The sequence below is a fragment of the Epilithonimonas zeae genome (assembly GCF_023278365.1).
Classification (GTDB): domain Bacteria; phylum Bacteroidota; class Bacteroidia; order Flavobacteriales; family Weeksellaceae; genus Epilithonimonas; species Epilithonimonas zeae_A.
In genome coordinates this window covers 1,870,760-1,893,314 of record NZ_CP075338.1, presented here as the reverse complement: position 1 = coordinate 1,893,314, position 22,555 = coordinate 1,870,760, and the positions used below count along the sequence as shown (strand labels likewise).

The window sequence follows — 22,555 nt, the reverse complement described above, 5'->3', positions numbered from 1 at the left end:
TTTCAATAATTGTTCCGAAATTATTTGAAAAGGTAACCTAATCCGATTTGAAAAATAGAAATATTGCTATCAATACTTCCTTTCTTGTTAATTCGGATAAAATTAAAATGATAACGTGCATCAACAAAGAAGTTCTCCGCAATTTTATACTCTGTACCTAAAAACGGAAATACATTAATTGTTTTTATATTTTCAATTTTTCCCGAAGAATTATAAAAATTTTCAGGATCAAATTCTACATTGGGATTCAAATTGATACCAAAGTTTAAACCTGCTGATAAAGAAAAAGGTTTCGAAATGTAGTATTTTGCGGATATCGGGATCTGAATTTGAGGTAATTTGAGACGTATTTTCTGAGTTCCCATCTGTACAACTTGATCTCCCACGATGTCATATAGATCTTGGGAATCTTGTCCCCCAAGCTCCGTAAACAGCAGTTCTCCTTGCAAAGAAAATTTTTCTGATAATTGATGTTCTGCAAGTCCACCGATGTAAAAGAAAGATTTATTGTCTAATTGATAATCTCCTACTTTATAGCCGGATAAGTTATAGCCAGCTTTTACTCCAAAATGTGTTTGTGCAAAAGCCAAAGAAGAGCCTGCTATCATTAATAGCAAAGTGAGTTTTTTCATAGGTTATTAATTTTAGTTTATTATCCGTGCAATTTTTTCCAGATGGCATCTTTTAATTCCTGAAGTCCTTCACCAGTTACGCCGGAGAAAAATAAGGGTTGTCTGTTTTCCGGAAATTCTGCGGAGATTTCTTTCTTCAGTTCATCATCCAGCAAATCAGCTTTTGAAACGGATAGAATGAAATCTTTATCAACCAATTCAGGATTATATTCTTTCAACTCATTTTCCAAAATCTTGAATTCCTGAAAATGATCTTCAGAATCTGCCGGAATTAAGAATAATAAAATAGAGTTTCTTTCGATATGTCTCAAAAACCTATGTCCAAGTCCTTTTCCTTCCGCTGCACCCTCTATAATTCCGGGAATATCGGCCATTACAAATGATTTGTAATTTCTCCATTCCACAATTCCAAGATTCGGAGTCAAAGTTGTAAAAGCGTAATCAGCAATCTTAGGTCTGGCTGCAGAAACTGATGCTAGAAGTGTAGATTTCCCTGCATTTGGGAAACCGACCAATCCCACATCTGCTAAAAGCTTCAGTTCGAAAACGATGTAACCTTCCTGGCCTTCCATTCCTGGCTGGGCATATCTCGGGGTTTGATTGGTAGAAGATTTAAAATGCTCGTTTCCTTTTCCGCCTTTTCCACCTTCCATCAAGATGATTTCTTGTCCGTCTTCCAGAATTTCTCCTACAATTTCACCTTCCTCATTTCTTGCAATAGTTCCCAAAGGCACATTGATATAAACATCTGCACCGTAAGCACCTGTCAACTGGTTTTTCGCACCGTTTTCTCCACGCTCCGCTTTTACGTGTCGCGTATATCTAAGTGGTAAAAGCGTCCATTCGTGGGCGTTTCCTTTCATAATCACGTGACCACCGCGTCCGCCGTCACCACCATCAGGACCACCTTTTGGGATGTATTTTTCTCTGCGGAGATGGGCAGAACCTGCACCACCGTGACCACTTTTACAATGAATTTTTACGTAATCTACGAAATTTGACATAATGTTTTTATTGATGGAAGATGGAAGTCCGAAAGATGGAAAAACTTCCCACTTCAGACTTCCATCTTCCTGCTTTACTTAATTTTTTCTACCTCGGCAAATAGTTTTTCGGAGATTTCAGAAATGTTTCCAATTCCGTTCACTTCCACATACTTGCCTTGATTTTTGTACAATTCTGCAACTTCTGCAGTTTTTGTATAATATTCTTTGATTCTGTTTCTGATGATCTCTTCATTAGAATCATCTGTTCTTCCACTGGTTTCTCCTCTCTTCAGAAGTCTTTCTACCAAAACTTCATCTTCTACAATAAGAGAAAGACAAATGCTGATTTCTGTTCCTAATTCATCTTTTAAGATGTTTTCCAAAGCTTCTGTCTGAGTAGCCGTTCTAGGAAATCCATCAAAAATAAATCCATTAGTCTCTGTAGGTTTTCTCAGCTCGTCAATCAGCATATCAATAGTGACCTGATCAGGAACCAATTCTCCCTTGTCAATATATGATTTGGCTAATTTTCCAAGCTCGGTATCATTCTTCATATTATATCGGAACAGATCTCCTGTCGAAATTTGTTTTAAATTAAATTTCTCGATAAGATGCTGTGCCTGGGTTCCTTTTCCACTTCCCGGAGGGCCAAAGAGAACAATATTGATCATAATTTCTTTAAATTTATTATTGATTTATTTCTTTCAGTATAATACTAATGATTGATTCTTCCTTCTTCTAATTGATAAAGATCCGGTAGATTTCTTCCCAATTCATCGTAATCTAATCCATAGCCTAAGACAAATTTATTTGGGATTTCTTTCGCAACATAATCAATGGTGAAATCTTTTTGGAAAACGTCTGGTTTTAATAGTAATGAGGCTACTTTCAAAGTTTTTGGACGTTGCGTATTTTTGAAATATTCAAAAAGGTTTTCCAATGTATTTCCGGTGTCTACGATATCTTCCATAAGGATGATATGACGATCTACAACATCTTTTGTAAGGTCCATTTTCTTATAAACAATCCCTGTAGATTGCGTACCGGAATAAGAACTTACCTGTAAGAAGGCAATTTCACATTTACCAGGATAGTACTTTAAAAAATCTGAGAAAAACATAATTACGCCGTTCAGAACACCTACAAAAATAGGGGTTTCATCTTTGTAATCTTCGTAAACTCTTAGGGCTAATTTTTTTATAATTTCCTGAATTTCATCGTGTTTCAGGTATGGTACGAAACTTTTGTCGTGAATTTGTATAGACTCCATATATATATCAAAGTGCAAAAGTAAGATTTTTCAGCCAAACAGCCGATTTTCTTTTTTTGAAGCTTTTTCGGCAAAGGGTAATACAATTTAATTATCTATATTTGCGTTACGTTTCTGAAAAAGAATAATTATGTTCAAATCACTTTTCCATTGGAAAGTTTTACTTAATATCGTTTTAGCAATGGCGTTTTTCGCCGGTCTGGTTTGGTTGACATTCCGTTGGCTGGAGTTCCATACCAATCACGGAGAGGAAGTTCCTGTCCCGAATGTGATGAATATGACCGTCCACGAAGCTATCAAAATTCTGGATGATTCTGGTTTGGAATACGAAGTTGATAGTTTCAAATATGATCCTAAATTCCGTCCTTTTCAAGTTTTAGCGGTTAATCCAAATCCTGGAGCTAATGTTAAAAACGGAAGGGTAATTACACTTAAAGTTAATCCAAGAACTTGGGCAAAAGTAGCTATTCCAGATATTATTGATAGATATAAGGGTTTGGCTTTTAATCAATTAAATCTTGTTGGTCTTAAAGTGGGAGATACACTTTATGAGCCAAGTATCCAACGAGATGCCGTTCTTAGAATTATCTATAACGGGACAAGTGTGAAACCGGGAACTCAAATTCCTAGATTTTCTGCTGTAGATTTGGTCATAGGTTCTGGCCCCTTGAGAAATGTTAGTATTCCAAATGTTGTTGGAAGAACAGTACAGGAAGCGAAGAAAATAATTGCTCAAGCTTTATTCGAAGTTGGAATTGTAGAACACGAAGACGGCGGGAAAGACGATTCTGATATTGTTTATTATCAGGATCCGGAATTTGGTTCTCTACGAGATCAGGGAATGCAAATCGATCTTTGGGCAAGTAAAAAAACGCCGGCAGAACTACAAAATAAAATAAGACAATTGGATGAGATGTATCGTCCAAAAATAGATACGACATTAGCTCCGATTCAATATAATGAGATGCCAAGTGTAGATCCTCCAAAACCTCAGGTTCAAAAGCCAGCAGCTTCAGTTGAGTCAGCTACTCCAAAACCTAAATCTGTCACGCCTGCCCAAAATTCAGCAGGTAACAATTCAGGAGGAACTGTAGCAAAGCAAACTACCACAACACCTGCTAAACCACAAGAAAAGCCTAAGCCTAAAAAGGTGGTTATTGAATAAAAAATTAAAATTAATATCAAAAAGGCTTCGACTAATGGTTGAAGCCTTTTAAAATTATAATATGCTGGACGAAAACGAAGATTTTCTAGAAGACGAATTTATCAACAATGACACTTCTTCAGACGACGAGGAAAATAGTGGTTTGTATGAACATTTCAATATTACAGTTGATGGTAATCAGGAACCATTGCGTATTGATAAATATTTGTCCATCTTCCGCCAGAATTCTACCAGAAACAAGATTTCTCAGACTTGCAGAGCTGGAAATGTTATTGTTAATGGCAACGTTGTAAAACAAAATTATAAAGTAAAACCGGGCGATAATATCAGTGTTTTATTGGCTCACCCGCCAAGAGAAAATGTCATCATTCCGCAAGATATTCCAATTAATATCGTTTATGAAGATGAAGATTTGATTGTAGTTGATAAAGATGCAGGGATGGTAGTTCACCCAGGCCACGGAAATTGGGACGGTACGTTGATTAACGCTTTAGCATTTCATTTTGCAAAGGATCCTAATTATAATTCGGATTTGGATAGAGTAGGATTGGTTCACAGGATTGATAAAGATACTTCCGGATTGCTTGTAATTGCTAAGAATGAGTATGCACTGAGCTATTTGGCAAAACAATTTTTTGACAGAAAAACCAAACGCCTTTATTGGGCTTTTGTCTGGGGCAATCTTCAAAACGATGAAGGAACAATTACTGGTCATATCGGAAGACATCCAAAAAATAGAATGCAGATGTATACTTACGAAGACGGAAGTCAAGGTAAGCATGCGGTTACACATTACAAAGTTTTAGAACGATTCCGTTATATGACCTGGATAGAATGCAAACTGGAGACAGGAAGAACCCATCAGATTCGGGCGCATATGAAACATATTGGACATACTCTATTTAATGATGAAAGATATGAAGGGAATGTAATTCTCAGAGGTGTTAATCTTCCTAAATATAAGCAATTTGTAAATAATGTTTTCGAAATTTTACCAAGACATGCGTTACATGCTCATACGCTAGGGTTTGTTCATCCAACAACTAAGAAAGAATTGTATTTTGAAAGTCCAATGCCGAAAGATATGCAGGAAGCATCTGAACGTTGGCGAAATTACTTAGAAAACAATTAGAGTTTATATATTTGTAACGTGAAGCAGAATTATCCATTTTATAAAATATTTTCACTCTTTGTAACAGTTTTTTTTATTGAGACTAAAGCTCAGGAAACTTTGCCTTTTTATCAGCAATATCTTTTGGATGGAGATTTCCTTTTCAATCCTGCCTTATTGGGAAAAACGGATGATGTAGTTCTGAATTTTAATTATCAAAAGCAATTTTCGCAACTAAGCGAGTCGCCCAATGTCCAGTCTTTAGGATTTCATGCAAATGTTTTTGACAGAGTTGGCGCGGGTATTTCATTTTTTAGAGATCAGAATGGACCAATTTCTTCGAATGGATTAATGTTAGGTGCTTCGTATTTTATTCCGTTATCGGATGAAGAGGATCGTCAAGATCAATTCTCTTTTGGTATCGGAACCAATCTCTACAATATGAATATCGATTACACTCAACTGAATCCAGAACAACCTGGAGATCCTACTTTGGGTGAAAATACCAACGATGTTTTTTTAGCTTACGCTAATTTAGGAGCAGTTTTTAAATACAGACATTTCTTTGCCGGAATCTCAGTCATTGATATCCCAATCAGTAATGATTTGCCTATTGTAAATGGAATAGAACCTTCACCAACTAAATTTTATCTTAATGCCGGATACGACTGGCATTTTACTGACGGAATTTTCTTAACACCATCATTAATGATGAATCTGAATACCAATTCGTCAAGAATAATGGATTATAACTTGATGGCAACTGTTTTTGGAGAACAAAATAATCTTTCTGCTGGTCTAAGTTTCCGAAGTGCAAAAAGTGCAGTGGGGAGCCAAAATCTGGGAATGTCACCAGTTATTAAAGGTCGAGTTGGAAATTTTACATTTGGAGCGGTTTATAACTTCGGCGTTTCAGAATTGACTGAAAATTTCGGAAATAGTTTTATGTTATCGATTGGATTTAATATTGATAACTTTATCAACTCCAGAGGATTTAGATATAGATAGTTTTATTAAATTGTCAATGGTTAATTATTAATGATTCTCAATTTATAACTATCAATTCATAATTAATCATTTATAATTCAGTTTGATTTACCTTCATATTCCTTTCTGCAAACAAAAATGCAGCTATTGTAATTTTCATTTTTCAACTTCTTTGAATTTGAAAGATGAGATGTTATCTGCTATTAAAAAAGAAATCAAATTTAGGAATAAAGAACTCGAGAATAAGTTGCTCAAATCTCTTTATTTTGGTGGAGGAACACCTTCGGTTTTGAGTGTTGATGAAATCAAATCTTTGATTGATGAGATTCAGAAATATTTCAGTTTTGATGAAAAGATTGAAATTACATTAGAATCTAATCCTGATGACTTGAATAAAAACTTTCTCAAAGAATTATCAAATACAGAAATCAATCGTTTATCAATCGGAACACAGAGTTTTTTTGATGAGGATTTGAAATTGATGAATCGAGCGCACAATGCTTCCGAAGCGGAAAGTTCGATTAAAAGAGCGCAGGATTTTGGATTGGAAAATATCAGTATCGATTTGATTTATGGTTCACCAACTTCAAACTTCGAAATATGGAAAGAAAATCTCAATAAAACAATTGAATTACAAGTTCCTCACGTTTCATCTTATGCTCTCACTGTTGAGCCAAAAACGGCTTTGGAAAAATGGATTGAGAATGGAAAAGTGAGTTCTCCCCAGGAAGCGGAACAGAATCAGGAATTCTATTATATGAAAGATTTTCTAAAAGATAATGGATTCGACCATTATGAGATTTCGAATTTCGGAAAACCAGGATTTCATTCCAAACATAATTCTGCTTACTGGAAATCTGAACCATATTTAGGAATTGGTCCTTCCGCGCATTCTTATAACGGCAGCTTGGAAAGAAGCTGGAATATTGCTAACAATTCAATTTATATCAAGAATTTGAACCAAAATATTCTTCCCAAAGAAACCGAAATCCTTTCCGAAAAAGACCGGTTCAATGAAATGATGATGATTGGACTTAGAACAATTTGGGGCGTTGATTTGAATAAATTTAATAAAACATTTTCTTCAGAAATAATCGATTATCTCAAAAAGGAAATCAAACCCAAACTAGAATCCGGAATTCTTATAATCGATAATAATTATCTCAAAATTCCTGAAAAGCATTGGTTTTTAGCAGACGGAATTGCGAGCGATTTATTTATAGTTTGAATTTTTTGTTTCAACAAAATCCGTATTTTTGTTATATAAATTTTTCCAAATTTTGAAAAAGAAAAAAGCCGACTACACCCATCTTTCAGCCAATCAGCCAATCGGGATTTTTGATTCCGGAGTTGGTGGATTAACGGTAGCGAAAGAAATTAAAAGATTGTTGCCCAATGAGGATTTGATTTATTTTGGTGATACAAAACATCTTCCTTACGGTGAAAAATCCCGTGAAGCCATCGTCGGTTATTCAACAAAAATCACGAATTTTCTCTTGGAGAAAAACTGCAAAGCGATTGTAATTGCCTGCAATTCTGCGACAGCTAATGCCTTGCAGGAAGTTCAGGAATTGGTTGCCGATAGAGTTCCTGTAATTGATGTGATTAATCCGGTTGCAGAAAAAGTATCTTACGAAATTCACAATAATGTTGGCGTGATTGCGACCAAAGCAACAGTTAATTCCGGACTTTATAAAAAATCAATTCGAAAGCATAATAAGTTCATCAAAGTGGATGAATTGGCAACACCGCTTTTGGTTCCTGCAATTGAAGAAGGTTTTAAAAATCATCCGATTACCCATTCGATTATTTATAATTATCTGAGTAATAGTAAATTGAAAAATATCGAAACTTTGATTCTCGGTTGTACACATTATCCGCTTTTGATTGACGAAATCAAGCAATATTACGGAAATCGTGTTCGTGTCATTGACTCTCCAAATATTGTTGCCAATCAGTTGAAAATGATTCTGGACAAACACCATCTTTTGAACGAAGAAAACCACCAATCCACTTATCAATTTTTCTTGTCAGATATTACCAAGAATTTCGAAAAAATTTCGAAAAAATTCTTCGGAAAATCAATTGATTTGGAACTTAAAGTTCTTTAAGTTAAACCACATAGACACATAGTTCCTTACTATAAAAATTAAGAGCAAATAGATTGATTTTTTCTATTTGCTCTTTTTTTATTGAGAATTTAATTTACATTTCTATGTGTCTATGTGATTAAATTATACAGTATTAATTAAAAATTCTCATTTCTGAAAATACTTTTAATTTCATCAATCTCGTTCTGAACCATATTTTTTGTTCGTTCGCCAAAGTGTAAAGTGTTCTCGATTTTATTATGGCCTTCCCAAGTAATCTCGATTCCGCCATTTGCAATCTCTTTTTTACAAAGAAAATCCGGAACGATTGAGAAACCCGAATTTCCACTTAAACAACGCACAATCGAGCAGATATTGGGGACGATATAATTTGGTTTGAAATCCGGATGCCGGTTAAAATTGGCTTTCCAGAAGTTATTCAGGTGCTCCATATCTGCTGCTGTGCTGTACCAGATTTGCTGTTTCAGCCAGTTTTCGGCTTCTTCGATTTTATTGGTTTTAATTAATTTTTGGAATTCGGAAGTATCGGTTCCGGTTCCATTAATCAAAACAATTTTTTCTTTGGAAAATGCCTCGAAATTCAGGTTTTTAAGATTGGTCTTTCTTGGTGTGATAATCAAATCCAACAGTCCGTTATCCAAATCCGAAAACATCTGTTCATATAATCCAAACCTGATAATTACATTAAAATCAAAAGTAGGAATATGCTTTTCCAAAGTAAATTGAAAAGTTTCGAAACACATCCCAACACTTACAGTTGGACGCTCGGTTTTCGTTGTTTTATGGAAAGTCTGTTCGGCGGTTTCTAACTTTAGAAGCGGTTCCAAAGTAAAATTATAAAGAATCTTCGCTTTCTCTGTCGGAATTAATTTTTTAGAAATCCTTTCGAACAAAGAATAGCCAACATAAGCTTCCAACGAACCAATATGAAGGCTCACGCCAGGTTGAGAAATATACAATTCCTTCGCTGCTTTGGTGTAAGACTGCGTTTCATAGACACTTTTAAAAGTTCTAAGCCATTCCAGATTTATCATTTTGTATTATAATTATAATGCAAATATATAATTTATATTATTTTTATAATTTATTTTTCTGTCGGAACTTTGCATCATTAAATTATTAAATGAAAAAATCAATGAAAATATTTATAATCAACGGTGGACAGAAATTCGCACATTCCGGCGGAAGTTTTAATAATACAATTACAAAATGGACAAAAGAAACGCTTGATAAACAAGGCTTTGAAATTAGAATAACTAATATTAATGATGATTTTAATCCAGTTGATGAAGCAGAAAATTTTAAATGGGCTGATGTTGTGGTTTATCATTTTCCTGTTTGGTGGTTTCAGGTTCCGAATCGTCTGAAATTTTATATTGATGAAGTTTTCACGGCTGGTCATAACAATGGCATTTATAAAAGCGACGGACGTTCCAGAGTGAATCCTGAAATCAATTACGGAACCGGCGGTTTGATGCACGGAAAACATTATTTCGTAACCACAAGCTGGAATGCTCCGGAAACTGCTTTCACTTTGGAGGGCGAATTTTTCAAGCAGCATTCTGTTGACGAAGGCGTTTTATTTGGTTTTCACAAGATGAATGCTTTCACCGGGATGAAAAATTTGGGAAGTTTCCATTTTCACGATATGGAAAAAGCAGCAACTCCGGAAAGAATTGATAACTACGAAAAGGAATATAAAGATTATCTGAAAAATGCATTTCAGAATGTCAAATCAGAAGTTTTAAACTAAAAAAAATAAAAATGTCTATCTATTTAACAGCTATTTTAAAAGCAAAAAAGGAATCAGTTCAGGATTTGAAATCAATTCTTGATAATATGGTTCTGAATACGAGAAAAGAAGAGGCCTGCGAAAAATATGATTTGCAGCAAGATTTGGAAGACGAAACTGTTTTCATATTTCACGAGATTTGGAAAAGTAAAGAGGGTTTGGATGCTCATAATCAACGGTCTTATATCAAAGAGTTTGTAGAAAAAGCACCCAATTTATTAGAAAAATCTGCTGAGATTTATCTTGCGAAATTAGTATAAATAAAACGCCTCGATTAATTGAGGCGTTTTTTATTTTTGTCATTCCGAGGAACGAGATATCTATAGATTCTTCCCTTCATTACATTTCGTTCAGAATGACAAACTTACTAATATTTATATCTTCCAAAAATTGATTATCGTGAGAAACTACAATCAAAGTTCCTTGGTAATCGTTGATTGCTGATGTCAGAATCTCAATATTCTGAATGTCCAGATTATTGATTGGCTCATCCAAAATTATCATATCTGGCGAAATATTTTGGATAGAAAGACAGCAGAGCAGGAGTTTCATCTTTTCGCCACCACTCAGGAATTCACATTTTTTGTCCCAATCATTTTTCCAGAATAGAAATCTTGCTAAAATGGTTTTGACCTCGTGTTCTTCAAGATTTTTTAAATTAAATTGCTGAGCTTGTTCATAAACCGAAAATCCATTTTTAATCAAAGAATATTCTTGGTCGATGTAAATTGTTTTCTTTTCTGATAAATAAATTTCACCAAAAGTCGGTTTTATTTCACCGAGAATCATTTTAATCAAAGTGGTTTTTCCTGAACCGTTATCACCTTTTATTGCAACTCTTTCTCCACTCAGAATTTGAAAATCGAGATTGTTTTCCCAAAGATTTTCTTGATGATAATTGAAATTAATTTGTTCCGCTTTGACCAAAATTTTCCCTTTATGAAGATGAGAATTATCGAAATTGATTTTCATCTTATCGATTCCGGAAAGATTATCTTTCAAACTGTGAAGATTTTCTCTGATGTTATCAATTTTTTCAGAATGAACAGATTTTAGTTTTGATGTACTGTTTTCCGCTTTGTTGCGAAGCGTGTTCATCATAATTCTGGAAACGCCCGATTTTTCTTGCTTTCCTTTTCCTCGGGAATCTAATTTGTTTTGCCTTTCAATCGTTTCGCGCTCTTTTTCTTTGGCTTTTTTTAGTTCTTTTTCTCGGTTCTGAATATTCTGTTCCAATGAATTCTGTTCGATTTTCTTCTGTTCAGAATAGAAATCGTAATTTCCTCCATAAACCGAAATTCCATTTTTATTGAGTTCGCAAGTTTTGTCTAAAAGATTGAGCAAAACTCTGTCGTGACTTACAATCAAAAGACTTTTCGAAGTTGATTTAATAAATTCATAGAGTAAATTTCTACTTACTAAATCCAAATGATTCGTCGGTTCATCCATTAGAATCAAATCCGGCTGATGAATCATCATTCCTGCAAGAAACAATTTGGTTTTTTGTCCGCCACTTAGATTTTCTAATTTCAGATTCAAATCGAAATCGGGCAGATTCCAATACTTGAAAGCTTCTTTTATTCTGTCTTCGATTGTCCAATCATCATTCAAAATTTCCATATTTTCTTCGGTTACAGAACCGTTTAGAATTTCCTTTAAAGCATTCAGTTTTTTATCAATATTTAAAGCTTCAGCAATACTCAAATGATTATACTGACCGAAAATTTGCGGAATGTAATAGATATTAGAATCAGATTTAATAGTTCCTGATTTTGGTTGTAATTCGCCAGCAATTATTTTGAGCAAAGTCGATTTTCCGGAACCATTATTTCCGATTAAAGCTGTTTTTTCCTGAGAATTAAGTGTAAAGTTGATGTCCGAAAAAAGAACATCTTTATTGGGATGTTGGTAAGATATATCTTGTAAAATAAGCATAATTTCTTTTTTTAAATGAACAATAGCAGACGAGTTGGTCCGCAGAAGATTGCCTGAAAAGAAATTGAATTTTACATTATAATCTTTAGAATTTTATTTCTACAAAGTTAGAAATTATTTTTAAATAGATTCTCAACCACAAAAGGTACAAAAGTTTTGATTGTTTTTAATAAAACTCAAATAAGCATTAGAAGCTCAACTTATTTAAACTTTGATTATCAAATGATTGTCTTTTGTGACTTTTGTGGTTTTGAAAAAGAATTTAAATCACATCCAGAATCTCTTCAAAATTCAATCTTGATTTGGCTTTGAGTTTTGGTTGATTGAAATCAGTTTCATCTCTCACACCAATTGCGACGGCGAACAATGCTGTATATTTATCATTCTCAAGAATGATGTCATATTTTGCGATTTCAATACCTTCCATCGGCGTAGAATCGATTTCCATTTGTGCACATGCGCTCAGCAAAACGCCTAAAGCAAGATAAACCTGATGCGACATCCAACTTTTTATGTAATCATCGCCGTGCGGTTTTATCATTGTGTTGTAATACGTGATTGAACCTTCGGGTATACTTCCTTCTATTTGCTTTTCAAAATCTTCTACATTTTTTAAAACCTGAAAAACGACTAAAAGCTTGCTGTCATTGATTTTTTCTTTATTAAAATACGAAGCTTCAGCAAATTCTGATTTAGCATTTGAATCTTCCACAAAAGTGAATTTCCAAGGCTGGCTGTTGATTGAAGAAGGACTCAAATGGAGAATCGATTTCAGTTGTTCTTTAATTTCATTATCAAGTTTTCCTTCAGAATTATACTTTTTTACAGTGTATCTTTTCTGCATTTTGGTAAGAAATGTTTCCATAATTTTGTACTATCAATTTTATAGTTGCAAAAATAAATAGTGTTTCTTAACTTTGCAATAACGGTCAATAATGATAGTATATGTTTTTAGTCGATAATAAGAAATTTCCTTGCGGAACAAGCGTTACAATGCGTTTTATCGGAGGAAAATGGAAAGCTGTGATTCTCATTCATCTCGCAATGGGAACGAAACGTTATAATGAAATCCGAAAAGAAATCCCGACAATCACGGAAAGAACCTTGAGTTTACAGTTGAAACAACTGGAAGATGACGGTATTATCGAGCGGAAAGTTTACACACAAAAACCACCGCTAATGGTAGAATATTCTTTGACAGAATTTGGAAAAACTTTGATTCCTGTCCTGCGTTCGATTTGTGATTGGGGAAATGAGGCCGTTAAAGATTGTGATAAGATTTTGGTTCAGGATTAATTTATAAACCAATTTTCTTCATAACGAGATTCAGTTTTTGCTTCCATTCTGCGGGTTTTGTAGAATATCCTGAGGAAGCAATGGCGACAAACCATTCGTTATGATTTTGCGAACCTTTTAGTTTTTCATAGAATTTTCTTTTCGAAACCCATTCACAAAAAGCACGATAAGAAGCTTTAGAATCAGTGAAACTTTTGAATCTGGAATTATTGACTTCGTTTTTTCCTGTCATCCCAAAATGGTTGTTTAGAACTTTACAAGCCGAACTTGTACCACCACCAGTTTCCATAAAAGCAATTGAAAGAATAACCGAAGTTGGAATCCCAAATTCCTGAGAAAGCTCTGTCGCAAGCATTTTATATTGATTTACGTAAGAATTCTGAGCAGAAATTTTCAAACTAAAAAACAGAACGAAAATCAATAATAATCTGATGTGGAAATTCCTCATATCTCAATCATTTTATTTAGAAATCGGCTGACTTTCAAAGAATGAAAAACTCACGTTTCCGTATTTTCTGGTGTCTTTCAAGTTTGGATGAGAGAATTTTAGTCTACTCTGATGTTCCAGGATGAAAACTCCGTTTGGTTTCAGTAATTCATTATTCAAAACCAAATCAATCATTTCATTGTATTTATTTTCTTCCGTTTCAAAAGGTGCATCTGCGAAAATTATTTCGTATTTTTTTTCGTGATTTCTTTTCTTTTTCAGCCATTCAAAAACATCCGCTCTCTGGATATTGACCTGCAATCCCATATCCAATTCATTCGCTGTCGAATTGATAAATCCGGCGTGTTTTGGGTTCAGTTCAACAGACGTGATGTCTTTGCAGTCGCGGGAAGCAAACTCCAAAGTAATCGAACCAATGCCTGCAAATAAGTCCAGAACGGAACAGAATTCAAGATCATATTTGTTATCAATAATGCTGAATAACGCTTCTTTGGCGAAGTCTGTAGTTGGTCTTACATCGAAATTTTTTGGCGCCGCAATTCTTTTGGCTTTCCATTTTCCACTGATGATTCTAAACATAGATGTTGTTTGATAGATGATGACTTAAAACTTAAAATCTTAAATCAACCACAAAAGTCACAAAGATTTTACTGATTTTAAGTTTTTCAAAAGAATAAAAAAGATCAATAATTCCCTTTTACTCTTTTCAAGGTTTAATTTTAAATTCTTCTTTTGTAACTTTTGTGGTTTGAAAATATTAATTTAAAACGAAATTCTTCTTATGAAGATTATCGAAAATGATTTTCAGATTCGGAACAAACTTCTGCATTTCTGAAATAAACGTTTCGTTTTCAGTCGTTTCTCCATAAATGTAAAAATACGTTTCAGAAATTCCAAAATCGATTTTACTCAGCGTAAACATTATGAAATACAGAAAATCCACTTCCGAAGCCGCATCCAGATTGTTGTAAAGAACCACTTTTTTATTCTCGATGGCAAAAAATTCCGCTTGCTGATGATAAAGATTTATGTGGATTTCTTTTCGGTTTTTAACGTTCAGAGAATTCAGAAACTTCTCGCCCGAAAAATTGAAATGTGTAGGAACTTCCAATTCCTTGATTTTCTGATAAAAATCTTTCGGAAAACTATAATAAAACTGAATCCCAAATTTCTTGTTCACAGATAACATCAATTCCTCAGAATTTCTCTTTATATCGGCGTTGTAGGAAATCAAATCGTAACCCAAATCGTGCTGGTCAAAACCTTCTTCCACAATCGAAAAATGATTGATTGCAGAGATCACAGAGATTTCCGAAAACTTTTCCGAAGCCAAAACTTCATTCAGTTTTTCCTCAACCAGATTGTTTGGTGTTTCTTCATCTTTCAGAAAGATTTTTTCCTCCAGAACTTTTCTGGACTTAGAAATCTGCCACTGCAAACCATCTTTCGTAAAAAGCAAGGATAATTTCCTCATATTTTGATGTCAATAAAATTAATTTTTGGGCAGCTATTTCCGCCTTCCGCTCCCAATCTTTTTTGCTCACGTTTTCTCTTAAATAGAACTAGAGTCCACGCAAAAAAGGATTTCCGCTCAAGTCGGGCTGCAGATTCTATTTCTTTAAAATCTTCAACATAAAAATCCAACTTTGTCACTCCGTAGCAATCTAGACTGCTGAGATTCCTACGGAATGACAAAGCAAGTGTTTTAGAGATTGTAGATTTAAAATAGATTCTTGAAAGTCTTTTATCTCTATTCTTTCATCTAAAAGTCCAAATTGGAGATTTGCAAAGTTAAAAAATTAAAACTTTACTATTTCACTCTCGGTCAATTCTTATATTATGGTTATCTTCGCAGTTAATTTGATTTATTCTCAGGATGAACAAGATATCAATTTTACTTATATTATTCGTTTTTCAGTTGAGCTACTCTCAGCAGTCCATTAAGTTTGAAGATTCGGATTTTGCAACAATCTTAGCCAAAGCCAAAGCCGAAAAAAAACTTGTTTTTATGGATGCTTATGCAGCTTGGTGCGGACCTTGTAAACTGATGGAAAAAAATGTTTTCACAGATAAAGCTGTTTCAGATTATTATAATCAAAACTTCGTCAATGCCCATTTTGATATGGAAAAGGGTGAGGGTAAAACGCTTGCTGCAAAATACGGAATCCGAAGTTATCCAACGTTTTTATTTTTGAATGGCGAAGGCGAAATCGTTGGTAAAGAATTGGGTTACATCCAAACGAAAGAATTTTTGGAATTAGGAAAGAAAAATAATAACCCGAGTTTGGTCAATACAAACCTGAAAGATGAGTTCCTGAAAGGAAAATTAGACCAACCAGCATTATTGAATTTCATCAATCTTTACGCAAGCAAAGACCCGGTTTTGGCTAAACAAGCATCGGAAAAATATTTTGCCAACAAAAAAGACAAAACATTCACTGGAGAAGAAGTTAATGCACTTTTAAATTTCACTCAGTCTGTAGACGATGCCAATTACAAGGTTTTCGTAGCAAACAAAGCTGCCATTACAGAACTGCTTCCAGAGAATAATTACAAACAGTTTGATAACTATCTGAAGCTGATGAAGTTGGTAACGTCTGCAACTGACGAGAAAACCAAAACTATTGATGATACCAAAGTTCTGAAAGACGGCGAAGGATTATTTCCGAAAGATGAATTGGCAAAAAGTCTGAATGTCTATAAGCTCAATTATTATTCTGCACACGATAATTTTCCGGCTTACGAAAAAACAGCTTTAGAGTATTACAAAAACCCGGATGAATTCAATAACACAGAATTGTTGGCAGCAGCAAGCACAATTGGTGAAAAATCAAGTGATCTTAAGTCGCTTCAGACAGCGGCCAGATGGGCGGAAAAAGTAGTGATGTCACAAGAAAGCTATGATTCTACAAGTATTCTGGCAACATTGTACGATAAATTAGGCAAAAAGGAAGAAGCTAAAATGTTTGCAGGAATGGCAGCCAATTTCGCTAAAGAAGAGAACAAAGATGCCACAAAAATGATTGAAATTCTGAACAAAAAATAATGATGAAAAAACTTTTGTTGCTGAGTTTCATTGGCATTATCACTTACGGCTTTTCGCAAAAAAATGAAACTTATATCAAAGCCAATGCTTTATTCCTTCCAGTAGGAATGCTGAATGTAGGCGTAGAACACGGCTTCTCAGATCATATCACAGGACAAGCAGATTTATTTATTTCTCCCTGGAAATCTTTTGCAGGCAAACACGCTCAGGTTTATATGCTGGGGCTCAATGGAAGATATTATTTTAATAAAGCTTTCAAAAAATTCTATGTTGGTGTTGATTTTTCATTGGCGAGATTCAATATACAAAAGTGGGGTTATTGGAACGATAACTTCTACGTTCATAAAAATGGAGTTGTTACACCTTATATCAATTCTAATCTTTATCAGAGAGGATACTCTTTTATGTTAGGTGGAATTGCGGGTTACCAATTTACCTTAGGCAATCGTTGGAATCTTGATTTATATCTTGGTCTTGGGACAATGCAAAGTTTTTATAAAGGCTATGATAAGCTGAGTGGCGATCGTTATGATACGGAAGGCGATTCTATGGGAAGAGAAACCAACAGAAGTGGAGAATGGCTTCCTTACAAAGGAGGTCTAATGTTATCTTACAAACTTTAAAGATGAATTTCAGAAATCCAAAATACATTTTAATTGCGGTTATTACTTTTATAATCATTTTTCTGATGAATTATATTGGAAACGATTCGCCAGACAAGGTCTCAAGGGCTTTATTAACTGCCTTCTCGGCAGTAATAGGATTGGGAATCGGAATGTGGATTTACAGCAAACGTGACCAAAACGACGAACGCAATAATTTTGATTAATTAAACTGATTTTTATGCAAATCGATTTACAATCGGGCAAAAAAATATATTTCGCATCTGACCAGCATTTTGGAGTTCCGGATTTGCAGCAAAGTAGAATTCGGGAAGAAAAATTTATCCGTTGGATGGATTCTATCAAAAAAGATGCACAAGTTCTTTTTTTGATGGGTGATCTTTTTGATTTTTGGCACGAATGGAAATATGTTGTTCCAAAAGGCTACATCAGAGTTTTGGGAAAAATTGCCGAGTTGAAAGATTCGGGAATTGACATTTATTTCTTTGTTGGGAATCATGATTTGTGGATGAAAAATTACTTCGAAGTAGAATTAGGAATACCCGTCTTCTTCGAAAAAAGATATTACGAAGTCAACGGCAAAAAATTACTTCTTGCGCACGGTGACGGACTTGGACCTGGTGATAAAGGTTACAAGAGAATGAAAAAAGTCTTTACCAATCCTCTTGCTCAATGGGCTTTCCGATGGCTGCATCCAGATATTGCAATGAAAATTGCCAACTATATGTCACAGAAAAACAAGATGATTTCGGGTGTTGAAGATCAAAAATTTTTAGGTGAAGATAAAGAGTTCCTAATTCTCTATTCAAAAGAAAAGTTGAAGACAGAAAAAATCGATTATTTTGTTTACGGTCATCGCCATTTGCCAATGGTTTTGGATTTGGACAAAGGAGCAAAATATATCAATCTTGGCGACTGGATTTCTTATTTTACCTATGGTGTTTTTGATGGAGAAAATTTTGAATTGAATAAATTCGAAGGATAAAATTAAAGTTGGAAAATGAAGCAGACTATTTTTGATATTAAAACAGAAGAAGGATTCCAGGCGGCTTGTTTGGAAACTTTTATTTATCAATATGAAAATGTTGAAGTTTACAGAAAGTTTGTAGATTATCTCAACATTGATCCATTAACCATAAAACAAGCTTCTGAAATTCCGTTTCTGCCAATTGAGATGTTCAAAAATCATTTGGTTTTGGATAAACATTTTGTGGCTGAAAATTATTTTCAAAGTTCCGGAACTACTCAAATGAATCGTTCCAAACATTATATTGCTGACTTTTCTTTGTATGAAGAAAGTATTTATAAAAGCTTTGAGCAATTCATTGGAAAGCCAGAAGATTATATTTTTTTAGGTTTACTTCCGAATTATTCCGAGAATCCACATTCGTCTTTGATTTATATGATTGATTATTTGATTAAGAAATCTGATAAACTGGAGAATGGCTATTTCCTTTACAATCATCAGGAATTATTTGACTTGCTTCAAACTTTGACTGATAAAAAAGTGATTCTTTTTGGAGTTTCTTTTGCATTGCTCGATTTCTTGGATTTCTGTACTTCAAACTCTCTTGCACTCCAATTCTCTGACTCTCTAACTGTAATTGAAACAGGCGGAATGAAAGGCAGAAAAGAAGAAATGACGAAAGATGAATTGCTGAAGATTTTTCAAAATGGTTTCAAAACGTATAAGATTTACTCAGAATATTCGATGACAGAGTTGTTGTCTCAGGCTTATTCTTTGGGCGAAAATATTTATAAAAGTCCTAATTGGATGCGAATTCTCATTAGAAATACAGAAGATCCTTTTTCATATATTGAGGACGGAAGAACAGGCGCAATTAATATCATAGATTTGGCTAATAAACATTCTTGTTCCTTCATTGCGACTCAGGATTTAGGAAACGTTAAGGATGATACGTTTCAGGTTTTGGGAAGAATCGATCATTCTGATATCCGAGGCTGTAGTCTTTTGGTTTCCTGAATTTTAATTAAATTTAATTTAAAAACACAATTTGATTTATTTAAAGTCTAATTTAAAATCTGCCTAATGAGGTTTTTATCATTAATTTTTCTACTTTCTTTTTCTCTTTTCAAATCTCAAAAATGCTATGATTTGAAGACAGTTTTGAAAGTTGAGCCAACAGAATTATACAAACCCCATTTATTAGCTTCGCAGAATTTCGGAGTTAATATTCTAGAAAATACAAAATCAGTTGATAAGTACATTGCGAAAGGAAAATTCGTAAAGGTTAAGAAGAAATCCAGAGGTTACAGATTACAGACTTTAGAATACAGCCGGCCTTATTTAGTTAAGAAGGCAAGAACAACTTTGGAAAGGATGGCGAATGATTTTGCTGCAAAAACAAAAAGTTTCTTTGTTGTTTCATCCGTTACCAGAACTTTGGAAGACCAGTGCAGATTAAGAAAAGTGAATTCTAATGCGTCTTTGGGAATCAGTTCTCATAATTACGGCGCTGCGTTTGATATTTCGTATGTTAGATTTGACCACAAACTGAAAGTCAATCCAAAACTGGAAAAAGAATTGGAGAAAGTGTTGACAGAATATAAAAATCTTGGTAAAATATTTTATATCAAAGAGAAGCAGCAAAGCTGTTATCACGTTACTGTCCGTAACTATTAAAGTTTGAATTGATGCTGAAAATAGAAGAACTGGTTCACGCTTTCGTCACTGTCAATTGTGATTTTGATAAGGAAATTGTTTTGACAAATTTTTTCCATTCCGATTGGGAAGCCGATATTCTATTGATTAATAATGAAGGTTTTAGTCACGAAATTGAAATCAAATTATCCAAATCCGATTTCAAAAACGATTTCAAAAAGAAATACACTAACCAAAAAACTGGAGAAAAGTTTCTGAAGCACGATAAAATTGGTTGTGGCGATTATATCTGCAATTCATTCAGTTTTCTTATTCCAATGGGAATGGTTGACCACAAGGATATTCCGGAACATTGTGGAATTATTGAGTTTTACCACGACGAAGACAATTGGGAAACAACTTTTTACAAAATCCGGGAACCAAAAATGATTCACGAAGATTCTTATTGGAAACTTTGTGACAAAGACTATTTTCTAAGAAATCTTGCCAGAAACCTTCTCGTCAAAAAATTTGAATTGAAAGGGAAAAAAGAAGAATTAATTTTCAAAAGTCCATTTGAGATTAAGAATAAAAAATAAATCCTACTTAAATAAAGTAGGATTTATCTTTAGAAAATGATTCTACGCCTATAGTTTTTCAGGTTTTTCAATCAATAAATTATAAGTGAAGGATGCGAAAACTCCACCTAGAATTGGTGCTACAATAAACAGCCAAAGTTGTGACAGTGCTTCTCCACCAGCAAATAGTGCTGGACCAATACTCCTTGCAGGATTTACAGAAACACCTGTAATTTTGATTCCAACAATGTGAATCAGAACCAAAGAAAGTCCAATTGCCAGACCAGCAAAGCCTCCGTGGATATTCTTAGTAGAAGTAGATCCCAGAATTACCATCAAAAAGATGAATGTGAAAACAAACTCAGCAACCAAAGCAGCTACAGTTGTATATTCATCCAGATAGCCAGTTCCCCAGCCATTAGACCCCAAAGCCCAAGGTCCTAATTCAGCACCCGGATGATTGGTAAAAATGACATATAGTATTCCTGCACCAATAATAGCGCCAATTACTTGTGCAACAACGTAGTATAAAGCTTCTCCCAATTTCATTCTACCAGCCGCAACCATCGCCAATGAAATAGCAGGATTGATGTGACATCCGGAAATGTGTCCGATAGCGTATGCCATTGCGACCACACTCAAACCAAATGCAAAAGAAATTCCCAGAAGCCCGACACCAGTTGTTCCGTCAGCGCCAGCAATCACTGCGCTACCGCAGCCCATTAATACAAGAACCATTGTGCCAATCATTTCGGCAACAAATTTTGAAGTTGTTGATACCATTTGTTTTGTTTTTTTAATAGTTTATTAAAACAAATCTAATAAAATTTTTAATTAGTTGTGAATAATTCAAAAAATATTTGTTGACTGACAAAATTTCCAATTATTTTTGACATTCCTGTAATGGTTTGTTTTTTGAGCTAAACATTTGTATAAATTTTAGAATTATGGCTTTAAAATATTCAATTCTCGATTTGGCAACTATTGTCAAAGGCGATGATATCAATAAAACGTTTCAGAAATCGGTGAAATCTGCACAGCACGCAGAACAACTTGGATTTACAAGATATTGGTTCTCGGAACATCATAATTTTCCTAATGTGGCAAGTGCTTCAACATCTATATTAATTGGGCATATCGCTTCTCAAACAACAACTTTACGCGTTGGTTCCGGAGGAATCATGTTGCCCAACCATTCTACTTTATCCGTCGCAGAGCAATTTGGAACTTTGGATGGATTATTTCCTGGAAGGATAGACCTTGGTTTGGGAAGGGCGCCTGGAACTGATATGCTGACAGCAACAGCATTGAGAGGAAATAATTTCAACCCCAATTATAATTTTGAATTCCATATTAAAGAACTTCAAAAATATTTATCTAATGAAAATACTGAAGCAAAAGTTAGAGCGATTCCTGGAGAAGGCGCAGATGTTCCGCTTTATATCTTGGGAAGTTCTACAGATTCAGCTTTTTTAGCGGCTAAACTAGGTCTGCCTTACGCTTTTGCAGCCCATTTTGCGCCTTCTCAATTGGAAGTAGCTTTGGAAATCTATAGGGAACATTTTCAGCCGTCTGAATTTCTTGATGAACCTTATGTGATGATTTGCATTAATATTATTGCGGCAGATTCTGTAGATGAAGCTCATTATTTATCAACGTCGCATTTCCAGGCTTTTGTCAATATTTTGACTGACCAAAGACAACCACTTTTACCACCAGATGAAACCGAATTGGCTGATATTTCAGATGAAGTAGCTCTTCATCTGAATAGAATGGCTGCTAAAACATTCGTGGGAGACAAAGAAACTTTGAAAGAAAAACTCAGCAAGTTTAAGAAGGATTACAAACCAGATGAGATTATTGTTTCAGGAAACATCTTCGATTTTGATAAAAAGCAAAGGTCTTATGAGATCGCTTCAGAAGTTATCAAATCACTATAATTAAAAAGCACAAACCTAGGTTTGTGCTTTTGT

The 22,555-nt window shown here is 34.3% G+C and carries 27 protein-coding genes; 16 read left to right on the top strand and 11 right to left on the bottom strand.

What is annotated here, in order from left to right; genetic code table 11:
• Positions 1–20: 20 nt before the first annotated feature.
• The 4 genes from KI430_RS08405 to KI430_RS08390 form a co-directional block, all read right to left on the bottom strand.
• On the bottom strand, positions 21–632 hold the full coding sequence (locus KI430_RS08405) for a porin family protein (RefSeq protein WP_248878086.1): 612 nt from the start codon (positions 630–632) through the stop codon (positions 21–23).
• 20 nt (positions 633–652) lie between these two features.
• Positions 653–1,636: a GTPase ObgE gene (gene obgE / locus KI430_RS08400; RefSeq protein ID WP_248878084.1), complete on the bottom strand. Its 984-nt coding sequence runs from the start codon at positions 1,634–1,636 to the stop codon at positions 653–655.
• A 74-nt stretch (positions 1,637–1,710) separates the two neighbouring features.
• Positions 1,711–2,289: an adenylate kinase gene (locus KI430_RS08395; protein ID WP_248878082.1), complete on the bottom strand. Its 579-nt coding sequence runs from the start codon at positions 2,287–2,289 to the stop codon at positions 1,711–1,713.
• Positions 2,290–2,333: 44 nt separating this feature from the next.
• On the bottom strand, positions 2,334–2,888 hold the full coding sequence (locus KI430_RS08390) for a phosphoribosyltransferase (RefSeq protein ID WP_074233178.1): 555 nt from the start codon (positions 2,886–2,888) through the stop codon (positions 2,334–2,336).
• Positions 2,889–3,018: 130 nt separating this feature from the next.
• Between KI430_RS08390 and KI430_RS08385 the strand changes: the two genes are divergently transcribed.
• The 5 genes from KI430_RS08385 to murI all read left to right on the top strand — a co-directional run bounded on the left by KI430_RS08385 (position 3,019) and on the right by murI (position 8,262).
• Positions 3,019–4,053, top strand: a complete 1,035-nt coding sequence (locus tag KI430_RS08385) for a PASTA domain-containing protein (protein ID WP_248878079.1) — start codon at positions 3,019–3,021, stop codon at positions 4,051–4,053.
• A 61-nt stretch (positions 4,054–4,114) separates the two neighbouring features.
• Positions 4,115–5,185 (top strand): RluA family pseudouridine synthase, encoded by a 1,071-nt coding sequence (locus KI430_RS08380; RefSeq protein ID WP_248878074.1) that lies wholly within the window; start codon positions 4,115–4,117, stop codon positions 5,183–5,185.
• Between the two features lie 18 nt (positions 5,186–5,203).
• On the top strand, positions 5,204–6,172 hold the full coding sequence (locus KI430_RS08375; RefSeq protein WP_248878073.1) for a PorP/SprF family type IX secretion system membrane protein: 969 nt from the start codon (positions 5,204–5,206) through the stop codon (positions 6,170–6,172).
• Positions 6,173–6,269: 97 nt separating this feature from the next.
• Positions 6,270–7,379 carry a radical SAM family heme chaperone HemW gene (gene hemW, locus KI430_RS08370; protein ID WP_248878291.1) on the top strand — a complete coding sequence of 370 codons (1,110 nt, stop codon included), beginning with the start codon at positions 6,270–6,272 and terminating at the stop codon, positions 7,377–7,379.
• Positions 7,380–7,431: 52 nt separating this feature from the next.
• The gene (gene murI, locus KI430_RS08365; protein WP_248878072.1) at positions 7,432–8,262 is read left to right on the top strand and encodes a glutamate racemase; all 831 of its coding nucleotides are present in this window, start codon (positions 7,432–7,434) and stop codon (positions 8,260–8,262) included.
• A gap of 137 nt (positions 8,263–8,399) precedes the next feature.
• On the opposite strand, the gene KI430_RS08360 is transcribed toward murI, so the two are convergent.
• Positions 8,400–9,296 (bottom strand): LysR family transcriptional regulator, encoded by an 897-nt coding sequence (locus KI430_RS08360; protein ID WP_248878071.1) that lies wholly within the window; start codon positions 9,294–9,296, stop codon positions 8,400–8,402.
• A gap of 101 nt (positions 9,297–9,397) precedes the next feature.
• On the opposite strand from KI430_RS08360, the gene KI430_RS08355 reads away from it, so the two are divergent.
• Entirely contained in the window at positions 9,398–10,015 is a 618-nt protein-coding gene (locus KI430_RS08355; RefSeq protein ID WP_248878068.1) for an NAD(P)H-dependent oxidoreductase, read from the top strand.
• A gap of 11 nt (positions 10,016–10,026) precedes the next feature.
• Positions 10,027–10,314, top strand: a complete 288-nt coding sequence (locus KI430_RS08350; protein ID WP_248878066.1) for a putative quinol monooxygenase — start codon at positions 10,027–10,029, stop codon at positions 10,312–10,314.
• Positions 10,315–10,393: 79 nt separating this feature from the next.
• Here the strand turns inward: KI430_RS08350 and abc-f are convergent, their stop codons facing one another.
• Both abc-f and KI430_RS08340 read right to left on the bottom strand, forming a co-directional pair.
• Positions 10,394–11,989, bottom strand: coding sequence for a ribosomal protection-like ABC-F family protein (gene abc-f / locus KI430_RS08345; protein WP_248878062.1), 1,596 nt, complete (start codon positions 11,987–11,989; stop codon positions 10,394–10,396).
• Between the two features lie 262 nt (positions 11,990–12,251).
• The gene (locus KI430_RS08340; RefSeq protein WP_248878061.1) at positions 12,252–12,854 is read right to left on the bottom strand and encodes a nitroreductase family protein; all 603 of its coding nucleotides are present in this window, start codon (positions 12,852–12,854) and stop codon (positions 12,252–12,254) included.
• 80 nt (positions 12,855–12,934) lie between these two features.
• On the opposite strand from KI430_RS08340, the gene KI430_RS08335 reads away from it, so the two are divergent.
• The gene (locus KI430_RS08335; RefSeq protein ID WP_248878059.1) at positions 12,935–13,285 is read left to right on the top strand and encodes a winged helix-turn-helix transcriptional regulator; all 351 of its coding nucleotides are present in this window, start codon (positions 12,935–12,937) and stop codon (positions 13,283–13,285) included.
• A 1-nt stretch (position 13,286) separates the two neighbouring features.
• Here the strand turns inward: KI430_RS08335 and KI430_RS08330 are convergent, their stop codons facing one another.
• From KI430_RS08330 to KI430_RS08320, 3 genes are all read right to left on the bottom strand, one after another.
• Entirely contained in the window at positions 13,287–13,733 is a 447-nt protein-coding gene (locus KI430_RS08330; protein WP_248878057.1) for a glucosaminidase domain-containing protein, read from the bottom strand.
• Positions 13,734–13,745: 12 nt separating this feature from the next.
• Positions 13,746–14,312, bottom strand: a complete 567-nt coding sequence (locus KI430_RS08325) for an RsmD family RNA methyltransferase (protein WP_248878056.1) — start codon at positions 14,310–14,312, stop codon at positions 13,746–13,748.
• 178 nt (positions 14,313–14,490) lie between these two features.
• Entirely contained in the window at positions 14,491–15,207 is a 717-nt protein-coding gene (locus KI430_RS08320) for a DUF3822 family protein (RefSeq protein WP_248878055.1), read from the bottom strand.
• 402 nt (positions 15,208–15,609) lie between these two features.
• On the opposite strand from KI430_RS08320, the gene KI430_RS08315 reads away from it, so the two are divergent.
• The 7 genes from KI430_RS08315 to KI430_RS08285 all read left to right on the top strand — a co-directional run bounded on the left by KI430_RS08315 (position 15,610) and on the right by KI430_RS08285 (position 20,603).
• Positions 15,610–16,779: a thioredoxin family protein gene (locus KI430_RS08315; protein ID WP_248878054.1), complete on the top strand. Its 1,170-nt coding sequence runs from the start codon at positions 15,610–15,612 to the stop codon at positions 16,777–16,779.
• Entirely contained in the window at positions 16,779–17,402 is a 624-nt protein-coding gene (locus tag KI430_RS08310; protein ID WP_248878053.1) for a DUF3575 domain-containing protein, read from the top strand. Before KI430_RS08315 ends, KI430_RS08310 begins: the two co-directional genes overlap by 1 nt.
• A gap of 2 nt (positions 17,403–17,404) precedes the next feature.
• Positions 17,405–17,608 carry a hypothetical protein gene (locus KI430_RS08305; protein WP_248878052.1) on the top strand — a complete coding sequence of 68 codons (204 nt, stop codon included), beginning with the start codon at positions 17,405–17,407 and terminating at the stop codon, positions 17,606–17,608.
• 14 nt (positions 17,609–17,622) lie between these two features.
• Positions 17,623–18,387, top strand: a complete 765-nt coding sequence (locus tag KI430_RS08300; protein WP_248878051.1) for a UDP-2,3-diacylglucosamine diphosphatase — start codon at positions 17,623–17,625, stop codon at positions 18,385–18,387.
• A gap of 15 nt (positions 18,388–18,402) precedes the next feature.
• Positions 18,403–19,386 (top strand): acyl transferase, encoded by a 984-nt coding sequence (locus KI430_RS08295; RefSeq protein ID WP_248878050.1) that lies wholly within the window; start codon positions 18,403–18,405, stop codon positions 19,384–19,386.
• Positions 19,387–19,452: 66 nt separating this feature from the next.
• Positions 19,453–20,046, top strand: coding sequence for a DUF5715 family protein (locus KI430_RS08290; RefSeq protein WP_120213564.1), 594 nt, complete (start codon positions 19,453–19,455; stop codon positions 20,044–20,046).
• An 11-nt stretch (positions 20,047–20,057) separates the two neighbouring features.
• Positions 20,058–20,603: a hypothetical protein gene (locus tag KI430_RS08285; protein WP_248878048.1), complete on the top strand. Its 546-nt coding sequence runs from the start codon at positions 20,058–20,060 to the stop codon at positions 20,601–20,603.
• A gap of 48 nt (positions 20,604–20,651) precedes the next feature.
• Here KI430_RS08285 and aqpZ read toward each other — a convergent pair whose 3' ends face one another.
• Positions 20,652–21,365 carry an aquaporin Z gene (gene aqpZ, locus KI430_RS08280; RefSeq protein ID WP_248878046.1) on the bottom strand — a complete coding sequence of 238 codons (714 nt, stop codon included), beginning with the start codon at positions 21,363–21,365 and terminating at the stop codon, positions 20,652–20,654.
• A 164-nt stretch (positions 21,366–21,529) separates the two neighbouring features.
• Here aqpZ and KI430_RS08275 point away from each other — a divergent pair, with 164 nt between their 5' ends.
• On the top strand, positions 21,530–22,522 hold the full coding sequence (locus tag KI430_RS08275) for an LLM class flavin-dependent oxidoreductase (RefSeq protein ID WP_248878044.1): 993 nt from the start codon (positions 21,530–21,532) through the stop codon (positions 22,520–22,522).
• Positions 22,523–22,555: the final 33 nt, after the last annotated feature.

Bases quoted from the DNA above. Each gene is read 5' to 3' on its own strand.
- KI430_RS08405 (WP_248878086.1), bottom strand. From the start codon at position 632: ATGAAAAAACTCACTTTGCTATTAATGATAGCAGGCTCTTCTTTGGCT.
- obgE (WP_248878084.1), bottom strand. From the start codon at position 1,636: ATGTCAAATTTCGTAGATTACGTAAAAATTCATTGTAAAAGTGGTCAC.
- KI430_RS08395 (WP_248878082.1), bottom strand. From the start codon at position 2,289: ATGATCAATATTGTTCTCTTTGGCCCTCCGGGAAGTGGAAAAGGAACC.
- KI430_RS08390 (WP_074233178.1), bottom strand. From the start codon at position 2,888: ATGGAGTCTATACAAATTCACGACAAAAGTTTCGTACCATACCTGAAA.
- KI430_RS08385 (WP_248878079.1), top strand. From the start codon at position 3,019: ATGTTCAAATCACTTTTCCATTGGAAAGTTTTACTTAATATCGTTTTA.
- KI430_RS08380 (WP_248878074.1), top strand. From the start codon at position 4,115: ATGCTGGACGAAAACGAAGATTTTCTAGAAGACGAATTTATCAACAAT.
- KI430_RS08360 (WP_248878071.1), bottom strand. From the start codon at position 9,296: ATGATAAATCTGGAATGGCTTAGAACTTTTAAAAGTGTCTATGAAACG.
- KI430_RS08355 (WP_248878068.1), top strand. From the start codon at position 9,398: ATGAAAATATTTATAATCAACGGTGGACAGAAATTCGCACATTCCGGC.
- KI430_RS08350 (WP_248878066.1), top strand. From the start codon at position 10,027: ATGTCTATCTATTTAACAGCTATTTTAAAAGCAAAAAAGGAATCAGTT.
- abc-f (WP_248878062.1), bottom strand. From the start codon at position 11,989: ATGCTTATTTTACAAGATATATCTTACCAACATCCCAATAAAGATGTT.
- KI430_RS08340 (WP_248878061.1), bottom strand. From the start codon at position 12,854: ATGGAAACATTTCTTACCAAAATGCAGAAAAGATACACTGTAAAAAAG.
- KI430_RS08335 (WP_248878059.1), top strand. From the start codon at position 12,935: ATGTTTTTAGTCGATAATAAGAAATTTCCTTGCGGAACAAGCGTTACA.
- KI430_RS08330 (WP_248878057.1), bottom strand. From the start codon at position 13,733: ATGAGGAATTTCCACATCAGATTATTATTGATTTTCGTTCTGTTTTTT.
- KI430_RS08325 (WP_248878056.1), bottom strand. From the start codon at position 14,312: ATGTTTAGAATCATCAGTGGAAAATGGAAAGCCAAAAGAATTGCGGCG.
- KI430_RS08320 (WP_248878055.1), bottom strand. From the start codon at position 15,207: ATGAGGAAATTATCCTTGCTTTTTACGAAAGATGGTTTGCAGTGGCAG.
- KI430_RS08315 (WP_248878054.1), top strand. From the start codon at position 15,610: ATGAACAAGATATCAATTTTACTTATATTATTCGTTTTTCAGTTGAGC.
- KI430_RS08310 (WP_248878053.1), top strand. From the start codon at position 16,779: ATGATGAAAAAACTTTTGTTGCTGAGTTTCATTGGCATTATCACTTAC.
- KI430_RS08305 (WP_248878052.1), top strand. From the start codon at position 17,405: ATGAATTTCAGAAATCCAAAATACATTTTAATTGCGGTTATTACTTTT.
- KI430_RS08300 (WP_248878051.1), top strand. From the start codon at position 17,623: ATGCAAATCGATTTACAATCGGGCAAAAAAATATATTTCGCATCTGAC.
- KI430_RS08295 (WP_248878050.1), top strand. From the start codon at position 18,403: ATGAAGCAGACTATTTTTGATATTAAAACAGAAGAAGGATTCCAGGCG.
- KI430_RS08290 (WP_120213564.1), top strand. From the start codon at position 19,453: ATGAGGTTTTTATCATTAATTTTTCTACTTTCTTTTTCTCTTTTCAAA.
- KI430_RS08285 (WP_248878048.1), top strand. From the start codon at position 20,058: ATGCTGAAAATAGAAGAACTGGTTCACGCTTTCGTCACTGTCAATTGT.
- aqpZ (WP_248878046.1), bottom strand. From the start codon at position 21,365: ATGGTATCAACAACTTCAAAATTTGTTGCCGAAATGATTGGCACAATG.
- KI430_RS08275 (WP_248878044.1), top strand. From the start codon at position 21,530: ATGGCTTTAAAATATTCAATTCTCGATTTGGCAACTATTGTCAAAGGC.